The organism is Klebsiella sp. LTGPAF-6F (assembly GCF_001753185.1).
GTDB lineage: Bacteria > Pseudomonadota > Gammaproteobacteria > Enterobacterales > Enterobacteriaceae > Klebsiella > Klebsiella michiganensis.
Genome location: NZ_CP017450.1, coordinates 6112073 through 6132196, shown reverse-complemented (window position 1 = coordinate 6132196; position 20124 = coordinate 6112073). Strand labels below are relative to the sequence as shown.

The window sequence follows — 20124 nt, the reverse complement described above, 5'->3', positions numbered from 1 at the left end:
TTTAGGCTATGATCCCCGGTCCCGATCGGGATCCAGAGATCCGCATCGGGTAATAACCGCAGATAGCGGTTCGCACGTCACCCCTTTTGTGCAGGGGCTTTTCGGCTATGCAGGGTCTTGTCGACGTGTGCCAACAATCACGATTGTTTCAGTTTCTCTTTATATATCGATTTTTGTTCGAGTGGAGTCCGCCGTGTCACTTTCGCTTTGGCAGCAGTGTCTTGCCCGATTGCAGGATGAGTTACCAGCCACAGAATTCAGCATGTGGATACGCCCTTTGCAGGCGGAATTGAGCGATAACACGCTGGCACTGTATGCGCCAAACCGTTTTGTGCTCGATTGGGTAAGGGATAAATACCTCAATAATATCAATGGACTCCTCAATGATTTTTGCGGTGCGGATGCCCCACAGCTGCGGTTTGAGGTGGGCGCTAAGCCTGCCGTTCAGATGCAGAGAGGTACGGTAAGCGTTGCGGCCGCAGCGCCTGCGCAGCAGATCCAGACGGCGCGCGTTGCGCCCACTATCGTGCGTCCGGGCTGGGATAACGTTCCGGCGCCGGCAGAACCGACCTACCGCTCTAACGTCAACGTCAAACATACGTTTGATAACTTCGTCGAAGGTAAATCCAACCAGCTGGCTCGCGCGGCGGCGCGTCAGGTTGCGGATAATCCCGGCGGCGCGTACAACCCGCTGTTTCTTTATGGCGGCACCGGCCTGGGTAAAACGCACCTTTTACATGCGGTAGGTAACGGAATTGTGGCGCGTAAACCCAATGCGAAAGTGGTTTACATGCACTCCGAGCGTTTTGTACAGGACATGGTAAAAGCCCTGCAAAACAACGCCATTGAAGAATTTAAGCGCTATTACCGCTCCGTTGACGCACTGCTGATCGATGACATTCAGTTTTTTGCTAATAAAGAGCGCTCGCAGGAAGAGTTTTTCCACACCTTTAACGCCCTGCTGGAAGGCAATCAGCAGATCATCCTGACGTCGGATCGCTATCCGAAGGAGATCAACGGGGTTGAAGATCGTCTGAAATCACGCTTCGGCTGGGGGCTGACGGTTGCGATCGAGCCGCCTGAGCTGGAAACCCGCGTGGCGATCCTGATGAAAAAAGCCGATGAAAACGACATCCGCCTGCCGGGCGAAGTGGCGTTCTTCATTGCCAAGCGCCTGCGCTCTAACGTACGTGAGCTGGAAGGGGCGCTGAACCGCGTTATCGCCAACGCCAACTTTACCGGCCGGGCGATCACCATCGATTTCGTACGCGAAGCGCTGCGCGATCTGTTGGCTTTGCAGGAAAAACTGGTCACCATCGACAATATTCAAAAGACGGTGGCGGAGTATTACAAAATTAAGGTAGCGGACCTGCTGTCTAAACGCCGCTCCCGTTCGGTGGCGCGCCCCCGCCAGATGGCGATGGCGCTGGCAAAAGAGCTGACCAACCACAGTCTGCCGGAAATCGGCGATGCGTTTGGCGGCCGCGACCATACCACCGTCCTGCACGCTTGCCGTAAGATTGAGCAACTGCGTGAAGAAAGCCACGATATCAAAGAAGATTTTTCCAATTTAATCAGAACATTATCCTCGTGACGCTATGAAATTTACCGTAGAACGTGAACATTTATTAAAACCGCTGCAACAGGTGAGCGGTCCTTTAGGTGGTCGTCCGACGCTACCGATTCTTGGCAACCTGCTCCTTCAGGTTACCGATGGCGCTCTGTCGCTGACCGGTACCGATCTGGAAATGGAAATGGTCGCGCGCGTTGCGCTGATTCAGCCGCACGAAGCGGGAGCAACAACCGTTCCGGCGCGTAAATTTTTTGATATCTGCCGCGGCCTGCCTGAAGGCGCAGAGATTGCGGTACAGCTGGAAGGCGAACGTATGCTGGTGCGTTCCGGTCGCAGCCGCTTCTCGCTCTCTACGCTGCCAGCAGCGGATTTCCCCAACCTTGATGACTGGCAGAGCGAAGTTGAATTTACCCTGCCGCAGGCGACCATGAAGCGCCTGATCGAGGCGACGCAGTTTTCGATGGCTCACCAGGACGTTCGCTATTACTTGAACGGCATGCTGTTTGAAACCGAAGGCAGCGAACTGCGCACCGTGGCGACCGACGGCCACCGCCTGGCGGTTTGCTCGATGCCGCTGGAAGAGTCCCTGCCCAATCATTCGGTGATCGTACCGCGTAAAGGCGTGATTGAGCTGATGCGTATGCTCGACGGCGGCGATACCCCGCTGCGCGTGCAGATCGGCAGCAACAATATCCGCGCTCACGTTGGCGACTTTATCTTCACTTCAAAGCTGGTGGATGGTCGTTTCCCTGACTATCGCCGCGTACTACCGAAAAATCCGGATAAGCACCTGGACGCCGGCTGCGATATTCTCAAGCAGGCCTTTGCCCGCGCGGCTATTCTTTCTAACGAAAAATTCCGCGGCGTGCGCCTTTACGTCAGTGAAAATCAGCTGAAAATCACCGCCAATAACCCGGAACAGGAAGAAGCGGAAGAGATTCTGGACGTCACCTATGCCGGGACTGAGATGGAAATCGGCTTTAACGTCAGCTATGTACTGGATGTGCTTAACGCGCTGAAGTGCGAGAATGTGCGTATTCTGCTGACCGATTCCGTGTCGAGCGTGCAGATTGAGGATGCGGCTTCCCAATCCGCAGCCTATGTCGTCATGCCCATGCGATTGTAGAATCTGCAAAGGGGCTGGTTTACTTGCCATTTCGCCTTCCGGCAGTGCTCGAAATGCTCACGTACTTCGTGTACGCTCCGCTTTCTGCGCGCTGGCGGTAGACGAACTGGCTGCGACACCTACGCCCCTTGAATGATGACGAGCTGATATGTCGCTATCCCGACTTCTAATCAAAGACTTCCGCAATATTGAAAATGCGGATCTCGCCCTATCCCCCGGCTTTAACTTCCTGGTTGGCGCCAACGGCAGCGGCAAAACCAGCGTACTTGAAGCTATCTACACGCTTGGCCATGGTCGGGCGTTTCGTAGTTTGCAGATTGGCCGCGTGATTCGTCACGAGCAGGAGTCCTTTGTCCTGCACGGTCGCCTGCAGGGCGAAGAGCGAGAAGTCGCCATCGGCCTGACGAAAGATAAGCAGGGCGACAGCAAGGTTCGTATCGACGGCACTGACGGGCATAAAGTGGCGGAGCTGGCGCACCTGATGCCGATGCAGCTGATTACGCCCGAGGGGTTTACTTTACTCAACGGCGGCCCCAAATACAGAAGAGCGTTCCTTGACTGGGGATGCTTCCACAACGAAGCCGGATTCTTTACCGCCTGGAGCAACCTGAAGCGCCTGGTGAAGCAGCGCAACGCCGCGCTGCGTCAGGTCAGCCGCTATGCACAGCTGCGGCCCTGGGATCTGGAGCTGATACCGCTGGCGGAGCAAATCAGCCGCTGGCGGGCCGAATACAGTGCCGCTATCGTCGAAGACATGGCGGATACCTGTCGGCAGTTTTTACCGGAGTTTGCTCTCACCTTCTCTTTCCAGCGCGGCTGGGAGAAAGAAACGGATTATGCCGAGGTGCTGGAGCGAAATTTCGAACGCGACCGCATGCTAACCTATACCGCCCACGGCCCGCACAAAGCGGATTTCCGCATTCGTGCCGACGGCGCGCCGGTAGAGGATACATTGTCACGCGGGCAGCTTAAGCTGCTGATGTGCGCCCTACGACTGGCGCAAGGCGAGTTTCTGACCCGTGAAAGCGGGCGGCGCTGCCTGTACCTGATAGATGATTTTGCCTCGGAACTTGACGACGCGCGGCGCGGGCTGCTGGCCAGCCGCTTAAAAGCCACGCAGTCGCAGGTTTTCGTCAGCGCCATTAGCGCTGAACACGTTATGGACATGTCGGACGAAAATTCGAAGATGTTTACCGTGGAAAAGGGTAAAATAGCGGATTAACCTAAGATGAAATGAGCGAGAAACGTTGATGTCGAATTCTTATGACTCCTCCAGTATCAAAGTCCTGAAAGGGCTGGATGCGGTGCGTAAGCGCCCGGGTATGTATATCGGCGACACGGATGACGGCACCGGTCTGCACCACATGGTATTCGAGGTTGTGGATAACGCTATCGACGAAGCGCTCGCAGGTTACTGTAAAGACATCGTTGTTACTATCCACAGCGACAACTCCGTCTCCGTACAGGATGACGGCCGCGGTATTCCTACCGGTATTCACCCGGAAGAGGGCGTGTCGGCGGCGGAAGTGATCATGACCGTTCTGCACGCGGGCGGTAAATTCGATGATAACTCGTATAAAGTTTCCGGCGGTCTGCATGGCGTAGGCGTTTCCGTTGTTAACGCCCTGTCGCAGAAGCTGGAGCTGGTCATTCAGCGCGATAACAAAATTCACCGTCAGATTTATGCCCACGGCGTGCCGCAGGCGCCGCTGGCGGTTACCGGCGAAACTGAAAAAACCGGCACCATGGTTCGCTTCTGGCCGAGCTACGAAACCTTTACCAACGTGGTCGAATTCGAATACGAGATTCTGGCAAAACGCCTGCGCGAGCTGTCGTTCCTGAACTCCGGGGTGTCGATTCGCCTGCGCGACAAGCGCGACGGTAAAGAAGATCATTTCCACTACGAAGGCGGTATCAAAGCGTTCGTCGAATATCTGAACAAAAACAAAACGCCGATCCACCCGAATATCTTCTATTTCTCCACCGAAAAAGACGGCATCGGCGTTGAAGTTGCGCTGCAGTGGAACGATGGTTTCCAGGAAAACATCTACTGCTTTACCAACAACATTCCGCAGCGCGACGGCGGTACCCACCTTGCAGGCTTCCGTGCGGCAATGACCCGTACCCTGAACGCCTACATGGATAAAGAAGGCTATAGCAAAAAAGCGAAAGTCAGCGCCACCGGCGACGATGCCCGTGAAGGCCTGATTGCCGTGGTCTCCGTGAAGGTGCCGGATCCGAAATTCTCCTCGCAGACCAAAGACAAGCTAGTCTCTTCCGAGGTGAAATCGGCGGTCGAACAGCAGATGAACGAACTGCTGAACGAATACCTGCTGGAAAACCCGTCTGACGCCAAAATCGTGGTCGGTAAAATCATCGACGCGGCGCGCGCGCGCGAAGCCGCACGTCGTGCGCGTGAAATGACTCGCCGTAAAGGCGCGCTGGATCTGGCTGGCCTGCCGGGCAAGCTGGCGGACTGTCAGGAACGCGACCCCGCGCACTCTGAACTGTACTTAGTGGAAGGGGACTCTGCGGGCGGCTCTGCGAAACAGGGGCGTAACCGTAAGAACCAGGCGATTCTTCCGCTGAAAGGTAAAATCCTTAACGTTGAGAAAGCGCGCTTTGACAAAATGCTCGCGTCTCAGGAAGTGGCGACGCTGATTACCGCGCTGGGCTGCGGCATTGGCCGCGATGAGTACAACCCGGACAAACTGCGCTACCACAGCATCATCATCATGACCGATGCGGACGTCGACGGCTCGCACATTCGTACGCTGCTGCTGACCTTCTTCTATCGCCAGATGCCGGAAATCGTTGAGCGCGGACACGTCTACATTGCCCAGCCGCCGCTGTACAAAGTGAAGAAAGGCAAGCAGGAACAGTACATTAAAGACGACGAAGCGATGGATCAGTACCAAATCTCCATCGCGCTGGATGGCGCCACTTTGCATACCAACGCCAACGCGCCGGCCTTAGCCGGCGAGCCGCTGGAGAGACTGGTTGCCGAGTATAACGCCACGCAGAAAATGATTACGCGTATGGAACGTCGTTATCCTAAAGCCCTGCTGAAAGAGCTTATCTATCAGCCGACGCTGGCGGAGGCCGACCTGGCGAACGAGCAGACCGTAACGCGCTGGATCAACGCTCTGGTGAGCGAGCTGAACGAGAAAGAGCAGCACGGCAGCCAGTGGAAATTTGATGTCCGCGAGAACGCCGAGCTGCAGCAGTTTGAGCCAATCGTTCGCGTGCGTACCCACGGCGTGGATACCGACTACCCGCTGGATCACGAGTTTGTCACCGGGCCGGAATACCACCGTATCTGCGCGCTGGGCGAAACGCTGCGCGGTCTGATTGAAGACGATGCCTTTATCGAGCGCGGCGAACGTCGTCAGCCGGTTGCCAGCTTCGAGCAGGCGCTGGACTGGCTGGTGAAGGAGTCCCGTCGCGGCCTCTCTATCCAGCGCTATAAAGGTCTTGGTGAGATGAACCCGGATCAGCTGTGGGAAACTACCATGGATCCGGACAGCCGCCGCATGCTGCGCGTGACCGTCAAGGACGCGATTGCCGCTGACCAGCTGTTCACGACCCTGATGGGGGACGCCGTTGAACCGCGTCGCGCCTTTATCGAAGAGAACGCCCTCAAAGCGGCAAACATCGATATTTAATCGTCGTACACCGCCATACTCAGGCCGCGCGTTTAGCGCGGCTTTTTTGTGGGCGCAGGCATATCCAGCGACATCACGGACGGTAAGCGGCTGGCGAGCGTATCGACGGCAATTCTCACCCTCAGCGGTAGATGCGGCGTCTGTTGCCAGACCGCGTGAACGTCGAAGCGCACATCCGGCGCCTGCTTTAACAGCGGAACGAGTTTTCCCTGATGAATTTCTTTGCTGACCATCCAGCAGGGCAGCCATGCAATGCCGTGTCCGGCCAGTGCAGCGTCGCAGATCGCCTGCAAATCATCCATATTGAGCGATGAACGGGGAGTGAAGGTGTGCGAGGCACCTTCGCTATCCATCAGTTGCCAGGAGAGCACTCTGCCGGCCTGCAGATAGTTAATGGCCGCATGATGGGGTAAATCATCAACGCTTTGCGGCGTGCCCTTCTTCAGCAGATAATCCGGCGCGGCGCACAGCACCATGCGGTGTTCTCCCAGCCTTCGGGCGACCAGAACGCTGCTGTCCTGAAGCGTGCCGTTACGCACCGCCATATCAAACCCTTCCTCGACGAGATCCACCACGCGATCGCTGAATGACATCTCCAGCTCAAGGCCTGGATGTTCCTGCGCCAGCGCGATCAGCAGCGGGGCGACGCACTGGCGGCCAAACAGCACCGGCATGGCCACGCGCAGGCGGCCACTGACCTGCTGTTTCCCCGTTTCCAGCAGCGATTCTGCGCCCCGAATTTCCTCCAGCGCGCGCAGGCAGTGTTCATAAAAAAGGGCGCCGTTGTCGGTCAGGCTCTGGCTGCGGGTGGTACGTTGAAACAGACGTACCCCCAGTCGCTCCTCAAGGCGAGCGATGCTCTTTCCCACCGCCGAACGCGACAAATGCAAACGGATTGCGGCCTGAGCAAAACTCCCCGCCTCAACGGCGGCCACAAAAACCGGAATATCCTTCAGCGTATCGGTCATGGATTGTATCTTTTCTTTCATCAATAATGGGAAAACTTATCGCCACTGGCGACCCTGAGTCAACGGTAGACTGTCGCTCCTGAAGCTTATTTAATGGCAGGAGAGAAAAAATGACTGAGACAATGCAACGCTGGTCCATGGACGCCCTCGGGCGCGACAACCTCAAACTCATCCAGGCGCCTGTTCCGCAGCCAGGGCCGGGTGAAGTCCGCGTACGGGTGAATGCCGTTGCGCTCAACTATCGCGATAAAATGGTCATTGAAGGCACCATGCCGATTGCGCTTTCCTTCCCGTTTACGCCGGCGTCCGATATGGCGGGCGTGGTGGAAAGTACGGGTGAGGGCGTCACGCGTTTCACACCCGGCGCTCGCGTCATCTCGACCTTTTTCCCGGAGTGGATCGACGGTAGGCCAACAGCGGACGCCCGCACTTTGCCCTATAAAACGACCGGCGGTTACTTCCAGGGCATGCTGTCTGAGTACGTGATTGTGAATGAAAACGGGCTGGTGGCCGCCCCGGAAACCCTGGATGACGCCGAGGCCAGCACGTTACCGTGCGCCGGGCTTACCGCATGGTTCGCGCTGGTGGAGCGCGGTCATTTACGCGCCGGGCAATCGGTACTGGTGCAGGGCACGGGCGGTGTGGCGATATTCGCTTTGCAAATTGCCAAAGCGCAGGGGGCAGAGGTTTTTGTCACGTCCGGGAGCGATGAAAAACTGGCGCGGGCCAAACAACTCGGCGCCGATTATGGCATCAACCGGCTTAAAGGCGACTGGGCTGAAGGGATATACGAACTGACGAACGATCGCGGCATCGACCACATCATTGAAACCGTTGGCGGGGAGAACCTGAGGCATTCCCTGCGCGCCGTGGCTGTTCATGGGCGTATTTCGGTCATCGGCGTGCTGGCCGGCAGTGAAATCTCGCTACCGGCAGGCGAGCTTTTGCTGAAATCCCCGGTGATTCAAGGTATTGGCGTGGGTCACCGCCGCGCACTGGAAGATTTTGTCCGCGCCGTTGACGTGACCAGGCTGAAACCGGTGATTGAGCACCGTTACCGCTTTAACCAGCTTGCACAGGCGCTTGAACACCTCGATCGCGGTGCGTTTGGCAAAATCGTGCTCACCCGCGAGTAAGACCCCGTTCCCCGGATCTTGCCTAAAAGGGGGGGTTCTGCTGCGCAATGTAGCTCTATTTTTGTGGGCTTAATCGCGTTAGCATGAGTAAGGACTCATCTTACCCGGGGATTTCATGGCTATTAAACTGATTGCAATCGATATGGACGGCACGCTGCTGCTGCCTGACCATACTATCTCTCCTGCGGTGAAAACCGCGATTGCCGCAGCCCGTGAACGCGGCGTCAACGTGGTGCTGACCACCGGCCGTCCTTACGCTGGCGTGCACAGCTATCTGAAAGAACTGCATATGGAGCAGCCTGGAGATTACTGCATCACCTATAACGGTGCTTTAGTGCAGAAGGCGAGCGACGGTAGTACCGTTGCGCAAACCGCGCTGGGCTACGACGACTACCGCTATCTGGAACAGCTGGCCCGCGATGTCGGCTCCCACTTCCACGCGCTCGATCGTAACACCCTGTATACCGCGAACCGCGATGTGAGCTATTACACGGTACATGAATCCTACGTGGCGACGATCCCGCTGGTCTTCTGCGAAGCCGAAAAGATGGATCCGAATATCCAGCTGCTGAAAGTGATGATGATCGATGAGCCGGCGATTCTGGACAAGGCTATCGCCCGCATTCCGGCTGAAGTGAAAGAGAAGTACACCGTGCTGAAAAGCGCGCCGTACTTCCTTGAAATTCTTGATAAACGCGTCACCAAAGGTACCGGCGTGAAATCGCTGGCCGATGCGCTGGGCATCCAGCCGGAAGAGGTGATGGCGATTGGCGATCAGGAAAACGACATCGCGATGATTGAATACGCTGGCGTCGGCGTGGCGATGGATAACGCGATTCCGGCCGTCAAAGAAGCGGCAAACTTTATCACCAAATCCAACCTGGAAGACGGTGTGGCATATGCTATTGAAAAATATGTCTTAAACTAAAAATCTCTTTCTGAAAAACCCGCGTTAATCGCGGGTTTTTTTATGCCTTGAGTTTACCCCGCCGCAAAATCACCAAACCGAATTGTCGTTTTTGTGATCTAAATTGTAGTACAACATGTTTGTGTTGTACTACATTGTGTCCATAGCAATGACGAGTGACATCACGTTAGTACTACAAAGTTGCGGTTAAAACCGCCTGTCGCGGTAAAGTAGAGAGACATCCAGAGCACAAGGACTTTCCATGACTCTCAATAAAACCGATCGCATCTTCATCACGCTGGGCAAGCAGATTGTCAGCGGCAAATACGTTCCCGGCTCTGCGCTGCCCGCTGAAGCCGACCTGTGTGAGGAGTTTGCCACCTCGCGCAATATCATTCGCGAAGTGTTCCGTTCGTTGATGGCTAAACGGCTGATTGAAATGAAGCGCTATCGCGGCGCGTTCGTTACCCCGCGCAACCAGTGGAATTATCTCGACACCGACGTTTTACAGTGGGTGCTGGAGAGTGATTACGACCCGCGGCTGATTAGCGCGATGAGCGAGGTACGTAACCTGGTTGAACCCGCGATCGCCCGCTGGGCGGCAGAGCGCGCGACGTCGAGCGACCTGGCGCAAATAGAAGACGCGCTCAACGACATGATCGCCAATAACCAGGACAGGGAAGCGTTTAACGAAGCGGATATTCGCTATCACGAGGCGGTGCTGCAGTCGGTGCATAACCCGGTTCTGCAGCAGCTCAACGTGGCGATCAGCTCGCTACAGCGGGCGGTATTTGAAAGAACGTGGATGGGCGATGAGGCCAACATGCCGAAAACGCTCCAGGAACATAAGGCGCTGTTTGACGCCATCCGGCATCAGGACAGCGAAGCGGCGGAGCAGGCGGCGCTCACCATGATCGCCAGCTCGACACGAAGGTTAAAGGAAATCACATGACATCTCGCTACATCGCAATTGACTGGGGATCGACCAACCTGCGCGCCTGGCTCTATCAGGGCGAACGGTGCCTGGAGAGCAGGCAATCGGAAGCAGGCGTCACGCGTCTGAACGGACACTCCCCCGCCGCGGTGTTTAGCGAAATAACCCGGGGCTGGCTCGACGGCGCGACCCCGGCGGTGATGGCAGGAATGGTCGGCAGTAACGTCGGCTGGCAGGCGGTACCCTACTTGCCGGTTCCCGTTCATTTCTCCGCCATTGGTGAACAATTAACTGCCGTTAGCGACAACGTCTGGATTATTCCCGGACTCAGCGTCTCTCGCGACGATAACCATAATGTGATGCGCGGCGAAGAGACTCAGCTCCTCGGCGCGCGGGCGATAGCCCCTTCTTCCGTCTACGTGATGCCCGGCACCCACTGCAAATGGGTGCAGGCAGACCGCCAACAAATTAACGACTTTCGCACGGTGATGACCGGCGAACTTCACCACCTGCTGCTGCGCCACTCGCTGGTCGGCGCCGGGTTACCGGAGCAGGTCTCCGCTCCTGACGCGTTTAACGCCGGGCTTGAGCGCGGCCTGCATTCGCCAGACATCCTGCCGCAGCTTTTTGAGGTTCGCGCTTCACACGTGCTGGGTTCGCTGCCGCGCGCGCATGTCGGCGAGTTTCTGTCGGGACTGCTGATTGGCGCGGAAGTCGCCACCCTGAGCCAACGCTTTCGCGACCAGCAGGTCACCATTGTCGCCGGCGAGACGCTGGCGAACCGCTATCAGCAGGCACTGAGCGCCATTGGCCGTCAGACCATCGTGGTGTCGGGCGACAACGCATTTCAGACAGGAATAAGGAGCATCATCCATGCAGTGGCAAACTAACTTACTGCTTATCGCTATCCTGCGCGGGATTACGCCGGAAGAGGCGCTGGCGCACGTGGGGGCGGCGATCGACGCCGGCTTCGACGCCGTTGAAATTCCGCTCAACTCACCGCAGTGGGAAAAGAGTATTCCCGCCGTTGTTGAGGCTTATGGTGATAAGGCGCTGATTGGCGCGGGCACCGTGCTTAATGCAGAGCGGGTGGACCAGCTTGCCCGAATGGGCTGCAGGCTTATCGTCACGCCCAATATTCAGCCCGAGGTCATTCGCCGTGCGGTGAGCTACGGCATGACGGTTTGTCCCGGATGCGCGACGGCGACGGAAGCGTTCGCCGCGCTGGACGCCGGGGCTCAGGCGTTGAAAGTCTTCCCATCTTCGGCTTTTGGCCCTGACTACATCAAAGCGCTAAAGGCCGTTTTGCCGCCGGAGGTGCCCGTTTTTGCGGTGGGCGGCGTGACGCCGGAAAATCTGGCGCAGTGGATAAAAGCAGGCTGTACCGGTGCCGGGCTGGGCAGCGATCTCTATCGCGCTGGCCAATCCGTAGAGCGTACCCAACGGCAGGCGGCAGCATTTGTTAAAGCGTATCGAGAGGCAGTGCAATGAAAATAACCAAACTCACCACGTATCGTTTACCCCCGCGCTGGATGTTTCTAAAAATTGAAACCGACGAAGGCGTGGTTGGCTGGGGCGAGCCCGTGATTGAAGGGCGCGCGCGCACCGTAGAGGCGGCGGTGCATGAGCTCGGCGATTATCTCATAGGCCAGGATCCGGCGCGGATTAACGACCTGTGGCAGGTGATGTACCGCGCGGGCTTTTACCGCGGCGGCCCGATTTTAATGAGCGCCATCGCCGGTATCGACCAGGCGCTGTGGGATATTAAAGGCAAAGTGCTGAACGCGCCGGTCTGGCAGCTAATGGGCGGCCTGGTGCGTGACAAAATCAAAGCCTACAGCTGGGTTGGCGGCGACCGTCCGGCAGAGGTGATTGATGGCATCAAGAAGCTGCGCGGTATTGGTTTTGATACCTTCAAATTAAACGGCTGCGAAGAGCTGGGGCTGATCGATAATTCTCGCGCGGTGGATGCGGCGGTGAATACCGTCGCGCAAATTCGCGAAGCGTTCGGCAATGAAATTGAGTTCGGTCTCGATTTTCACGGCCGCGTTAGCGCGCCAATGGCGAAAGTGCTGATTAAAGAGCTGGAGCAATATCGCCCGCTGTTTATTGAAGAGCCGGTTCTTGCCGAGCAGGCGGAATATTATCCGCGGCTGGCGGCGCAAACCTCGATTCCTATCGCGGCGGGCGAACGCATGTTCTCGCGCTTCGAGTTTAAACGCGTGCTGGAAGCCGGTGGGCTGGCCATTCTCCAACCCGATCTGTCGCACGCGGGCGGTATTACCGAGTGCTATAAAATCGCCGGAATGGCCGAAGCCTACGACGTGGCGCTGGCGCCGCACTGCCCGCTGGGGCCTGTTGCGCTTGCCGCCTGCCTGCACGTCGATTTTGTCTCCTATAACGCCGTCTTCCAGGAGCAAAGTATGGGCATTCACTATAACAAGGGCGCGGAATTACTCGACTTTGTGAAAAATAAAGACGACTTCAATATGGAAGGCGGTTTCTTTAAACCATTAATGAAGCCCGGGCTTGGCGTAGAAATCGATGAAGCGCGGGTCATTGAATTAAGTCAGAATGCGCCGGACTGGCGTAATCCGTTGTGGCGGCATGAGGATGGTAGCGTCGCCGAATGGTAAATGCGCGTCATACTTTGCGCTGCTGATGCGTTGGCTGCATTTTCTTATCCCAGTCACATACTAATGTATGCTCCCGGGAATGCGAAAATTTGCCGCCTTTCCCCAGCACAAATTATTTAGCGCATTACGGTTAAGTTATTAATAAAAAATTTAAATAAACCCTCTGTAAATTACCGGGCATGGTGAGCGGCCTCGCTATGCCCAAAATCTGGAGACAGATTGCGATGGATATTTCAGTTACAGCTGCAAAACCCGGGCGTCGTCGTTATTTGACGCTGATTATGATCTTTATTACCGTGGTGATTTGTTATGTTGATCGCGCCAACCTTGCGGTGGCATCGGCGCATATTCAGGAAGAGTTTGGTATTACCAAAGCGGAAATGGGATATGTATTTTCCGCCTTCGCGTGGCTGTATACGCTTTGCCAGATTCCCGGCGGTTGGTTCCTTGACCGCGTGGGCTCAAGGCTGACCTACTTTATCGCTATTTTTGGCTGGTCGGTGGCGACGCTACTGCAGGGATTTGCCACGGGGCTAATGTCGTTGATTGGCCTGCGCGCGATTACCGGGATATTTGAAGCGCCGGCGTTTCCCACCAATAATCGCATGGTGACCAGCTGGTTTCCGGAGCACGAGCGCGCATCAGCCGTCGGTTTTTACACCTCAGGCCAGTTTGTCGGGCTGGCATTCCTGACCCCGCTATTAATCTGGATTCAGGAAATGCTGAGCTGGCACTGGGTATTTATCGTTACCGGCGCTATCGGGATCGTATGGTCACTGATTTGGATTAAGGTTTATCAGCCGCCGCGTCTGACGAAAAGCATCAGCAAAGCCGAGCTGGATTATATTCGCGACGGCGGTGGTCTGGTGGACGGCGATGCGCCCGTTAAAAAAGAGGCGCGGCAGCCGCTGACCAAAGCCGACTGGAAGCTGGTATTCCATCGCAAACTGATTGGCGTTTACCTTGGACAGTTTGCCGTGACCTCGACGCTGTGGTTCTTCCTGACCTGGTTCCCCAACTATCTGACCCAGGAAAAGGGGATTACGGCGCTGAAAGCGGGCTTTATGACCACGGTTCCGTTCCTTGCCGCCTTTGTTGGCGTGCTGCTCTCCGGCTGGCTGGCGGACAGGCTGGTGAGAAAAGGTTTCTCATTAGGCGCCGCGCGTAAAACCCCGATTATCTGCGGCCTGCTGATCTCGACCTGCATCATGGGCGCAAACTATACCAACGATCCGGTGTGGATTATGGTCCTGATGGCGCTGGCCTTCTTCGGTAACGGCTTCGCTTCCATTACCTGGTCGCTGGTCTCTTCGCTTGCGCCGATGCGGCTTATCGGGTTGACCGGTGGGATGTTTAATTTCGTCGGCGGGCTGGGCGGTATCACCGTTCCGCTGGTGGTGGGCTATCTGGCCCAGGATTATGGTTTTGCCCCTGCGCTGGTTTATATTTCCGTTATTGCGCTGGTAGGCGCGCTCTCTTACATCCTGCTGGTGGGGGATGTCAAACGAGTAGGCTAATTCTTTCCGATACGATACCCTGATGCGAAAGTCTCGCATCAGGGTATGTTTATGAAACAAGTCACCTTTGCTCCCCGTCATCATCAGCTTACCAACACGCGCGCCTGGACGGCGGACAGCCGGTGGCTGGTCTTTGACGTTCGTCCCTCTGGCGCCTCTTTTACCGGCGAAACCATCGAGCGGGTGAATGTCGAGACGGGAGAGGTTGAGATCCTCTACCGTGCCGGACAGGGCGCGTACGTTGGCGTGGTGACCGTTCATCCATCGATAGATAAATATGTCTTTATCCACGGCCCGGAAAACCCTGACGAGCGCTGGCATTACGATTTCCACCATCGTCGCGGCGTGGTGTCCTGGCAGGGAGATACGCATAACCTCGATGCGATGGATATTTCCGCCCCCTATACACCCGGCGCGCTGCGCGGCGGCAGCCATGTGCATGTCTTCAGCCCGAGCGGCGAATTTGTCAGCTTTACCTATAACGACCACGTGCTGCATGAACGCGATCCGGCGCTGGATTTGCGCAACGTTGGCGTGGCGGTTCCCTATGGCCCGGTAGTACCGCGTGGGGATCATCCACGAGAATACGGCGGCAGCCACTGGTGCGTGCTGGTCAGCCGCACAACGCCAACCCCCGCGCCGGGCAGCGACGAGATTAATCGCGCCTATGAAGAGGGCTGGGTGGGCAACCGGGCGCTGGCGTTTATTGGCGATACGCTGGCGGTAAATGGCGACAAAGTGCCGGAGCTATTTATTGTCGAGCTGCCGGAGAGCGAGCAGGGCTGGAAGCAGTCTGGCGATGCGCCATTGGCAGGAACGGAAACCACGATGCCGGCTCCCCCTGCCGGCGTTGTTCAGCGTCGCTTAACGTTTACCCACCAACGCCGTTACCCGGGACTGGTGAATACGCCGCGTCATTGGGTGCGCGCTAATCCGTCGGCAACGGACATCGCTTTTCTGATGCGCGACGAGGCCGGCGTGGTGCAAATGTGGCTTATCTCGGCGCAGGGAGACAAGCTGCGGCAGCTGACCAACAGCCGATCCGATATCCAGTCGGCGTTTAACTGGCATCCGTCAGGAAAATGGCTGGGCTTTGTGCTGGAAAACCGCATCGCGCTTTGTGATGCGCGAAGCGGGGAAATCGACTTTTTGACTGATGGGCATGCCAATCCGCCTTCGGCCGACGCGGTCGTCTTTTCGCCAGACGGCAAACGGCTTGCCTGGATGGAGGAGGTGGACGGTTACCGCCAGCTGTGGGTAACCGCAACGGCGCGCTAAATCAGGGGGTCGGCATTGGCGCTGGCGGGATCACTGCGTTGGTCGCCAGCGTCTCTTTCTCGCTCTTTTCCACGCGCGATTTAACCGAGCTATCGGTGCGGAACATATCCCACGGTAGCAGCAGCGTGTCCATAACGGCCGTGAGCGGCATATCCAGCGCCACCAGGGATTTCGTACCCCAGTTGGCATCGCTATCTCCCAGCATTTGCGCGCTGGCGCGCGTTCCCGGATAGGTTCCTTCCTTACCGCCGGTATGTGACATCACGCTGGAGCAACCGCCTAAACTTATCATCCCGCTAAACAGGACCAGCTTTAACAGACCGTTTTTCATCATTTTTCCGTCATCGTTACGGGCGTTGATAGAACCTTCTATGTACAAAATCATGCAGGGCGCAGCCAACAGAGCCGCGGCCCGAAGAATGGCGTACATATCGGTTATATCGGGCCATTCCATGGATGCATAGTGCCATTGCGCCGCACTGTGGCAGGCGTCGCACTTTGCCTTTTGTGCTGTCCCTCCAGTCTAAGCAATAGACCGCAAACTGCAAAAAAAATTGCCCATTTCCCCTTGAAAAGGTCATGGATATACCCATTTTAGGAATGTGTCTCCCGGAGAATACGCCGAATGGGTATTCCGGGTAATAACGGCCTGTCCATGATGGAAGGTCAGATAATTCTCGCTGATTTCAGGAGCTATGTATTATGCGTAATTTCGATCTCTCCCCGCTGTATCGTTCTGCTATTGGTTTCGACCGCCTTTTCAATCTGTTAGAAAATAATCAAAGCCAGAGTAATGGCGGCTATCCTCCGTACAACGTTGAGTTAGTAGACGAGAACAACTACCGCATCGCGATTGCCGTTGCCGGTTTTGCCGAGAGCGAACTGGAAATTACCGCGCAGGATAATCTGCTTATCGTAAAAGGCGCCCATGCCGCCGAGCAGAAAGAGCGCACTTACCTGTATCAGGGCATCGCTGAACGCAATTTTGAGCGTAAATTCCAGCTTGCGGAAAATATTCATATTCGCGGCGCCAACCTGGTAAACGGTCTGCTGTATATCGACCTTGAGCGAGTTATTCCTGAAGCGAATAAGCCGCGCCGTATCGAGATCAACTAATTTGTTGGGCCGCGAAGGCGGCCCGGTATTCATTCAAAAAAACTGCCCGCCGTCAGGGGGCAAAGGCGAATCCACAGGATTTGCAGATATCCACTCGCTTCTTAGAAGGAGAAAGACTATGCGTAACTACGATTTATCCCCGCTGCTGCGTCAATGGATCGGTTTTGACAAACTGGCCAACGCGCTACAAACCGCCGGTGAAAGCCAGAGCTTCCCGCCCTATAACATCGAAAAAAGCGACGACAACCATTATCGCATTACCCTTGCGCTGGCCGGTTTCCGTCAGGAAGATTTGGATATCCAGCTTGAAGGCACGCGCCTGACGGTAAAAGGCGTGCCGCAGCAGCCGGAAAAAGAGACCAAATGGCTGCATCAGGGGCTGGTTAACCAGGCGTTTAGCCTGAGCTTCACGCTCGCCGAAAATATGGAAGTCTCCGGGGCAACCTTTACCAACGGCCTGCTGCATATCGATTTGACCCGCAACGAGCCGGAACAGATCGCACCGCAGCGCATCGCCATCAGCGAGCGCCCCGCGTTAGATAGCTAATTAAGCTAACCACCTATAAAGCCCCGATGTTCGGGGCTTTTTTGTGCGTGATACGCATTACTTTGTCCTTTCTTGCTGTGTTCAACAAAATGGTCGTTGGCTGATCCCGTGATTATTGTGCGCCAGGCGGCATACAGCCTGGTGAGTACCGGTCATAATCCTCATTGTGAGTAATGTTATACACAGGGAAGAGACGATGAGTGATATAGCATTGACCGTTAGCGTATTGGCGCTGGTGGCGGTCGTCGGATTGTGGATCGGCAATGTAAAAGTGCGCGGTGTCGGCTTCGGTATCGGAGGCGTGCTGTTTGGCGGTATTATCGTCGGCCACTTTGTGGACCAGGCGGGCATTACGCTCAGCAGCCCAATGCTGCACTTTATTCAGGAATTTGGCCTGATTCTCTTCGTGTATACCATCGGTATCCAGGTGGGGCCGGGCTTCTTCGCCTCGCTGCGCGTCTCCGGCCTGCGGCTGAACCTCTTCGCTATTCTGATCGTCATTCTCGGCGGCCTGGTCACCGCGGTCCTGCATAAACTGTTCGATATCCCTCTTCCCGTGGTGCTCGGCATCTTCTCCGGCGCGGTAACCAACACGCCTGCGCTGGGGGCCGGGCAGCAGATCCTGCGCGACCTTGGCGTGCCGCTTGATACCGTCGATCAGATGGGGATGAGCTACGCCATGGCCTATCCGTTTGGCATCTGCGGCATTTTGCTGACCATGTGGCTGGTGCGACTGTTTTTCCGCATTAACGTCGAGAAAGAAGCCCAGCAGTTTGACGAGATCAGCGGCAACGGCCACGCGCATCTTCAGACCATCAACGTGCGGGTCGAAAACCCCAACCTGAACAATATGGCGATTCAGGATGTGCCGATGCTTAACAGCGACAAGCTGATCTGCTCGCGCCTCAAGCGCGAGGAGATGCTAATGGTGCCCGCGCCGAATACCCTGATTCAGCTCGGGGACCTGCTGCACCTGGTCGGGCGACCGGAGGATTTACACAATGCCCAGCTGGTGATTGGCAAGGAGGTTTCCACTTCGCTCTCCACGCGCGGTACCGATCTGAAAGTCGAGCGCGTGGTGGTCACTAACGAAAAAGTATTGGGTAAACGCATACGCGATCTGCACTTTAAACAGCGATATGACGTGGTGATCTCGCGACTCAATCGCGCCGGGGTTGAGCTGGTCGCCAGCAGCCATGCCAGCCTGCAGTTCGGCGATATTCTTAACCTCGTCGGCCGTCCGGAGGCGATTGACGCGGTGGCCGCCGAGCTGGGCAACGCCCAGCAAAAACTGCAGCAGGTGCAGATGCTGCCGGTATTTATCGGTATTGGCCTGGGCGTGCTGCTGGGCTCCATTCCGCTGTTTATTCCGGGGTTCCCGGCGGCGCTGAAGCTGGGCCTGGCTGGGGGGCCGCTGATTATGGCGCTGATCCTCGGGCGTATCGGCAGCATCGGTAAGCTCTACTGGTTTATGCCGCCCAGCGCTAACCTTGCGCTGCGCGAGCTGGGCATTGTGCTGTTTCTCGCGGTGGTTGGCCTGAAATCCGGCGGCGATTTTGTGGCGACGCTGATTGACGGTGATGGCATGAGCTGGATTGTCTACGGCATCTTTATCACCGCTATCCCACTGCTGGCTGTTGGTATTCTGGCGCGGATGCTGGCGAAGATGAACTACCTGACCCTGTGCGGGATGCTGGCCGGTTCAATGACCGACCCGCCCGCGCTGGCCTTTGCCAACAACCTGCATGCCACCAGCGGCGCGGCGGCGCTCTCTTACGCGACTGTTTATCCGCTGGTCATGTTCTTACGTATTATCACGCCGCAGCTACTGGCGGTGCTGTTCTGGGGGATAGGTTAACGGATTCTCCGCCTGGACGCGCCGCAGGTGGTAGTCCACCTGATACTCGCTGGCGTTACGGAACATCACCGAATAGTTAAGAAACTCGCCGCTGTCGCTGTAGGACAGGGAGGTTATACGCAGCAGCGGCGTCTGCTCCGGCACGTTCATCGACTGCGCCAGCTGCCTGTCCGCCAGCACCGGCGACTGCGTTTCATAGTTGCCGCTAATGGTTATGCCACACTCCTTCTCGATGTAATCGAACTTCGACCCTTCCAGATGCACCAGCGACAGATTGCGAAACAGCTTCACCGGCATATAGCTGTCCTCCAGCATTAGCGGCTTGCCATCGACATAGCGCACCCGGCGCGAGAAGTAGATCCGTTCATCAATTTGTATCCGCAGCAGGCTGGCGATAGCCGGGGGGGCGGGCATCACCTCAAAAACCAATACCCGGCTGACCACCTCTTTACCCTGCTTGCGCAGCACCTCGGCCAGCCCGGTCAGATTGCTGGTTTCATGATGCAGGTCTTTGCGGGCGACGTAGGTGCCGGAGCCGTGCCGACGCACCACCAGTCCCCAGGTGACCAGCAGATCGATGGCTTTGCGGATAGTCATGCGCGCGACGCCGAACTCTTCCGCCAGCTTTTTTTCCCCGGGAAGCGGGCTGCCGACTTCGAAATCGGAGGAGTTGAGGCGCAAACGTAATCTGTCGGCGATGGATTTGTAGATCACCAGTAGACCTCTATTCACTCAGTTGAAAACGATGATGCACGGATTATTAGCTTTAAAAATAGAGTTAATACATATGGATAAATACGCTTCGTTACAGAGGCGTAATCAGCGCAATTCAGAATGTCTAATTTTTACTTAAAAAGTAGACA

General features: G+C 56.4%; 18 protein-coding genes and 1 other annotated feature. Of the genes, 15 read left to right on the top strand and 3 right to left on the bottom strand.

Annotation, left to right across the window (positions count from 1 at the left end):
* Positions 1 to 193: 193 nt before the first annotated feature.
* From dnaA to gyrB, 4 genes are all read left to right on the top strand, one after another.
* Entirely contained in the window at positions 194 to 1594 is a 1401-nt protein-coding gene (dnaA, locus tag BJF97_RS28740; protein ID WP_004871826.1) for a chromosomal replication initiator protein DnaA, read from the top strand.
* 4 nt (positions 1595 to 1598) lie between these two features.
* Positions 1599 to 2699, top strand: coding sequence for a DNA polymerase III subunit beta (gene dnaN / locus BJF97_RS28735; RefSeq protein ID WP_004107206.1), 1101 nt, complete (start codon positions 1599 to 1601; stop codon positions 2697 to 2699).
* Between the two features lie 148 nt (positions 2700 to 2847).
* Entirely contained in the window at positions 2848 to 3921 is a 1074-nt protein-coding gene (gene recF, locus BJF97_RS28730) for a DNA replication/repair protein RecF (RefSeq protein ID WP_032694288.1), read from the top strand.
* A gap of 28 nt (positions 3922 to 3949) precedes the next feature.
* Complete coding sequence (gene gyrB / locus BJF97_RS28725; RefSeq protein WP_004126944.1) at positions 3950 to 6364, top strand: DNA topoisomerase (ATP-hydrolyzing) subunit B; 2415 nt, start codon at positions 3950 to 3952, stop codon at positions 6362 to 6364.
* A 32-nt stretch (positions 6365 to 6396) separates the two neighbouring features.
* On the opposite strand, the gene BJF97_RS28720 is transcribed toward gyrB, so the two are convergent.
* The gene (locus tag BJF97_RS28720; protein ID WP_032694302.1) at positions 6397 to 7332 is read right to left on the bottom strand and encodes a LysR family transcriptional regulator; all 936 of its coding nucleotides are present in this window, start codon (positions 7330 to 7332) and stop codon (positions 6397 to 6399) included.
* A gap of 110 nt (positions 7333 to 7442) precedes the next feature.
* Here BJF97_RS28720 and BJF97_RS28715 point away from each other — a divergent pair, with 110 nt between their 5' ends.
* The 8 genes from BJF97_RS28715 to BJF97_RS28680 all read left to right on the top strand — a co-directional run bounded on the left by BJF97_RS28715 (position 7443) and on the right by BJF97_RS28680 (position 15740).
* Positions 7443 to 8468 carry a zinc-dependent alcohol dehydrogenase family protein gene (locus BJF97_RS28715; RefSeq protein WP_014839852.1) on the top strand — a complete coding sequence of 342 codons (1026 nt, stop codon included), beginning with the start codon at positions 7443 to 7445 and terminating at the stop codon, positions 8466 to 8468.
* Positions 8469 to 8583: 115 nt separating this feature from the next.
* Positions 8584 to 9396 (top strand): sugar-phosphatase, encoded by an 813-nt coding sequence (gene yidA / locus BJF97_RS28710; protein ID WP_004855697.1) that lies wholly within the window; start codon positions 8584 to 8586, stop codon positions 9394 to 9396.
* 241 nt (positions 9397 to 9637) lie between these two features.
* The gene (gene dgoR, locus BJF97_RS28705) at positions 9638 to 10327 is read left to right on the top strand and encodes a D-galactonate utilization transcriptional regulator DgoR (RefSeq protein ID WP_032694289.1); all 690 of its coding nucleotides are present in this window, start codon (positions 9638 to 9640) and stop codon (positions 10325 to 10327) included.
* Positions 10324 to 11199 (top strand): 2-dehydro-3-deoxygalactonokinase, encoded by an 876-nt coding sequence (locus BJF97_RS28700; RefSeq protein ID WP_032694290.1) that lies wholly within the window; start codon positions 10324 to 10326, stop codon positions 11197 to 11199. The genes dgoR and BJF97_RS28700 overlap by 4 nt, the downstream gene beginning before the upstream one ends.
* Positions 11183 to 11800: a 2-dehydro-3-deoxy-6-phosphogalactonate aldolase gene (locus tag BJF97_RS28695; RefSeq protein ID WP_070083019.1), complete on the top strand. Its 618-nt coding sequence runs from the start codon at positions 11183 to 11185 to the stop codon at positions 11798 to 11800. The genes BJF97_RS28700 and BJF97_RS28695 overlap by 17 nt, the downstream gene beginning before the upstream one ends.
* A complete protein-coding gene (dgoD, locus tag BJF97_RS28690; protein WP_014227329.1) occupies positions 11797 to 12945 on the top strand; it encodes a galactonate dehydratase in 1149 nt (382 codons plus the stop codon). The genes BJF97_RS28695 and dgoD overlap by 4 nt, the downstream gene beginning before the upstream one ends.
* 179 nt (positions 12946 to 13124) lie before the next feature.
* Positions 13125 to 14462, top strand: coding sequence for an MFS transporter (locus BJF97_RS28685; RefSeq protein WP_071846050.1), 1338 nt, complete (start codon positions 13125 to 13127; stop codon positions 14460 to 14462).
* A 51-nt stretch (positions 14463 to 14513) separates the two neighbouring features.
* Positions 14514 to 15740, top strand: coding sequence for a DUF3748 domain-containing protein (locus tag BJF97_RS28680; RefSeq protein ID WP_014839849.1), 1227 nt, complete (start codon positions 14514 to 14516; stop codon positions 15738 to 15740).
* 1 nt (position 15741) lies between these two features.
* On the opposite strand, the gene BJF97_RS28675 is transcribed toward BJF97_RS28680, so the two are convergent.
* Positions 15742 to 16074: a YceK/YidQ family lipoprotein gene (locus BJF97_RS28675; protein ID WP_032694303.1), complete on the bottom strand. Its 333-nt coding sequence runs from the start codon at positions 16072 to 16074 to the stop codon at positions 15742 to 15744.
* A gap of 300 nt (positions 16075 to 16374) precedes the next feature.
* Positions 16375 to 16449 (top strand) — a sequence feature (ROSE (Repression Of Heat Shock gene Expression) occurs in the 5'-region of heat shock genes and acts as an RNA thermometer to modulate expression.).
* Here BJF97_RS28675 and ibpA point away from each other — a divergent pair.
* The 3 genes from ibpA to BJF97_RS28660 all read left to right on the top strand — a co-directional run bounded on the left by ibpA (position 16443) and on the right by BJF97_RS28660 (position 19261).
* Complete coding sequence (ibpA, locus tag BJF97_RS28670) at positions 16443 to 16856, top strand: small heat shock chaperone IbpA (protein ID WP_004126917.1); 414 nt, start codon at positions 16443 to 16445, stop codon at positions 16854 to 16856. (Overlaps the previous feature by 7 nt.)
* A 118-nt stretch (positions 16857 to 16974) precedes the next feature.
* On the top strand, positions 16975 to 17403 hold the full coding sequence (gene ibpB / locus BJF97_RS28665; RefSeq protein ID WP_032694291.1) for a small heat shock chaperone IbpB: 429 nt from the start codon (positions 16975 to 16977) through the stop codon (positions 17401 to 17403).
* A 196-nt stretch (positions 17404 to 17599) separates the two neighbouring features.
* Entirely contained in the window at positions 17600 to 19261 is a 1662-nt protein-coding gene (locus BJF97_RS28660) for a putative transporter (RefSeq protein ID WP_004855675.1), read from the top strand.
* Here the strand turns inward: BJF97_RS28660 and BJF97_RS28655 are convergent.
* Positions 19229 to 19975, bottom strand: coding sequence for a GntR family transcriptional regulator (locus BJF97_RS28655; protein WP_070083018.1), 747 nt, complete (start codon positions 19973 to 19975; stop codon positions 19229 to 19231). The two genes, BJF97_RS28660 and BJF97_RS28655, sit on opposite strands and share 33 nt — an antisense overlap.
* Between the last annotated feature and the right edge of the window lie 149 nt (positions 19976 to 20124).

Bases quoted from the DNA above. Each gene is read 5' to 3' on its own strand.
- gyrB (WP_004126944.1), top strand. From the start codon at position 3,950: ATGTCGAATTCTTATGACTCCTCCAGTATCAAAGTCCTGAAAGGGCTG.
- BJF97_RS28715 (WP_014839852.1), top strand. From the start codon at position 7,443: ATGACTGAGACAATGCAACGCTGGTCCATGGACGCCCTCGGGCGCGAC.
- dgoR (WP_032694289.1), top strand. From the start codon at position 9,638: ATGACTCTCAATAAAACCGATCGCATCTTCATCACGCTGGGCAAGCAG.
- ibpB (WP_032694291.1), top strand. From the start codon at position 16,975: ATGCGTAACTACGATTTATCCCCGCTGCTGCGTCAATGGATCGGTTTT.
- dnaN (WP_004107206.1), top strand. From the start codon at position 1,599: ATGAAATTTACCGTAGAACGTGAACATTTATTAAAACCGCTGCAACAG.
- BJF97_RS28695 (WP_070083019.1), top strand. From the start codon at position 11,183: ATGCAGTGGCAAACTAACTTACTGCTTATCGCTATCCTGCGCGGGATT.
- dgoD (WP_014227329.1), top strand. From the start codon at position 11,797: ATGAAAATAACCAAACTCACCACGTATCGTTTACCCCCGCGCTGGATG.
- BJF97_RS28720 (WP_032694302.1), bottom strand. From the start codon at position 7,332: ATGACCGATACGCTGAAGGATATTCCGGTTTTTGTGGCCGCCGTTGAG.
- BJF97_RS28680 (WP_014839849.1), top strand. From the start codon at position 14,514: ATGAAACAAGTCACCTTTGCTCCCCGTCATCATCAGCTTACCAACACG.
- recF (WP_032694288.1), top strand. From the start codon at position 2,848: ATGTCGCTATCCCGACTTCTAATCAAAGACTTCCGCAATATTGAAAAT.
- BJF97_RS28660 (WP_004855675.1), top strand. From the start codon at position 17,600: ATGAGTGATATAGCATTGACCGTTAGCGTATTGGCGCTGGTGGCGGTC.
- BJF97_RS28700 (WP_032694290.1), top strand. From the start codon at position 10,324: ATGACATCTCGCTACATCGCAATTGACTGGGGATCGACCAACCTGCGC.
- yidA (WP_004855697.1), top strand. From the start codon at position 8,584: ATGGCTATTAAACTGATTGCAATCGATATGGACGGCACGCTGCTGCTG.
- ibpA (WP_004126917.1), top strand. From the start codon at position 16,443: ATGCGTAATTTCGATCTCTCCCCGCTGTATCGTTCTGCTATTGGTTTC.
- BJF97_RS28685 (WP_071846050.1), top strand. From the start codon at position 13,125: ATGGTGAGCGGCCTCGCTATGCCCAAAATCTGGAGACAGATTGCGATG.
- BJF97_RS28675 (WP_032694303.1), bottom strand. From the start codon at position 16,074: ATGATGAAAAACGGTCTGTTAAAGCTGGTCCTGTTTAGCGGGATGATA.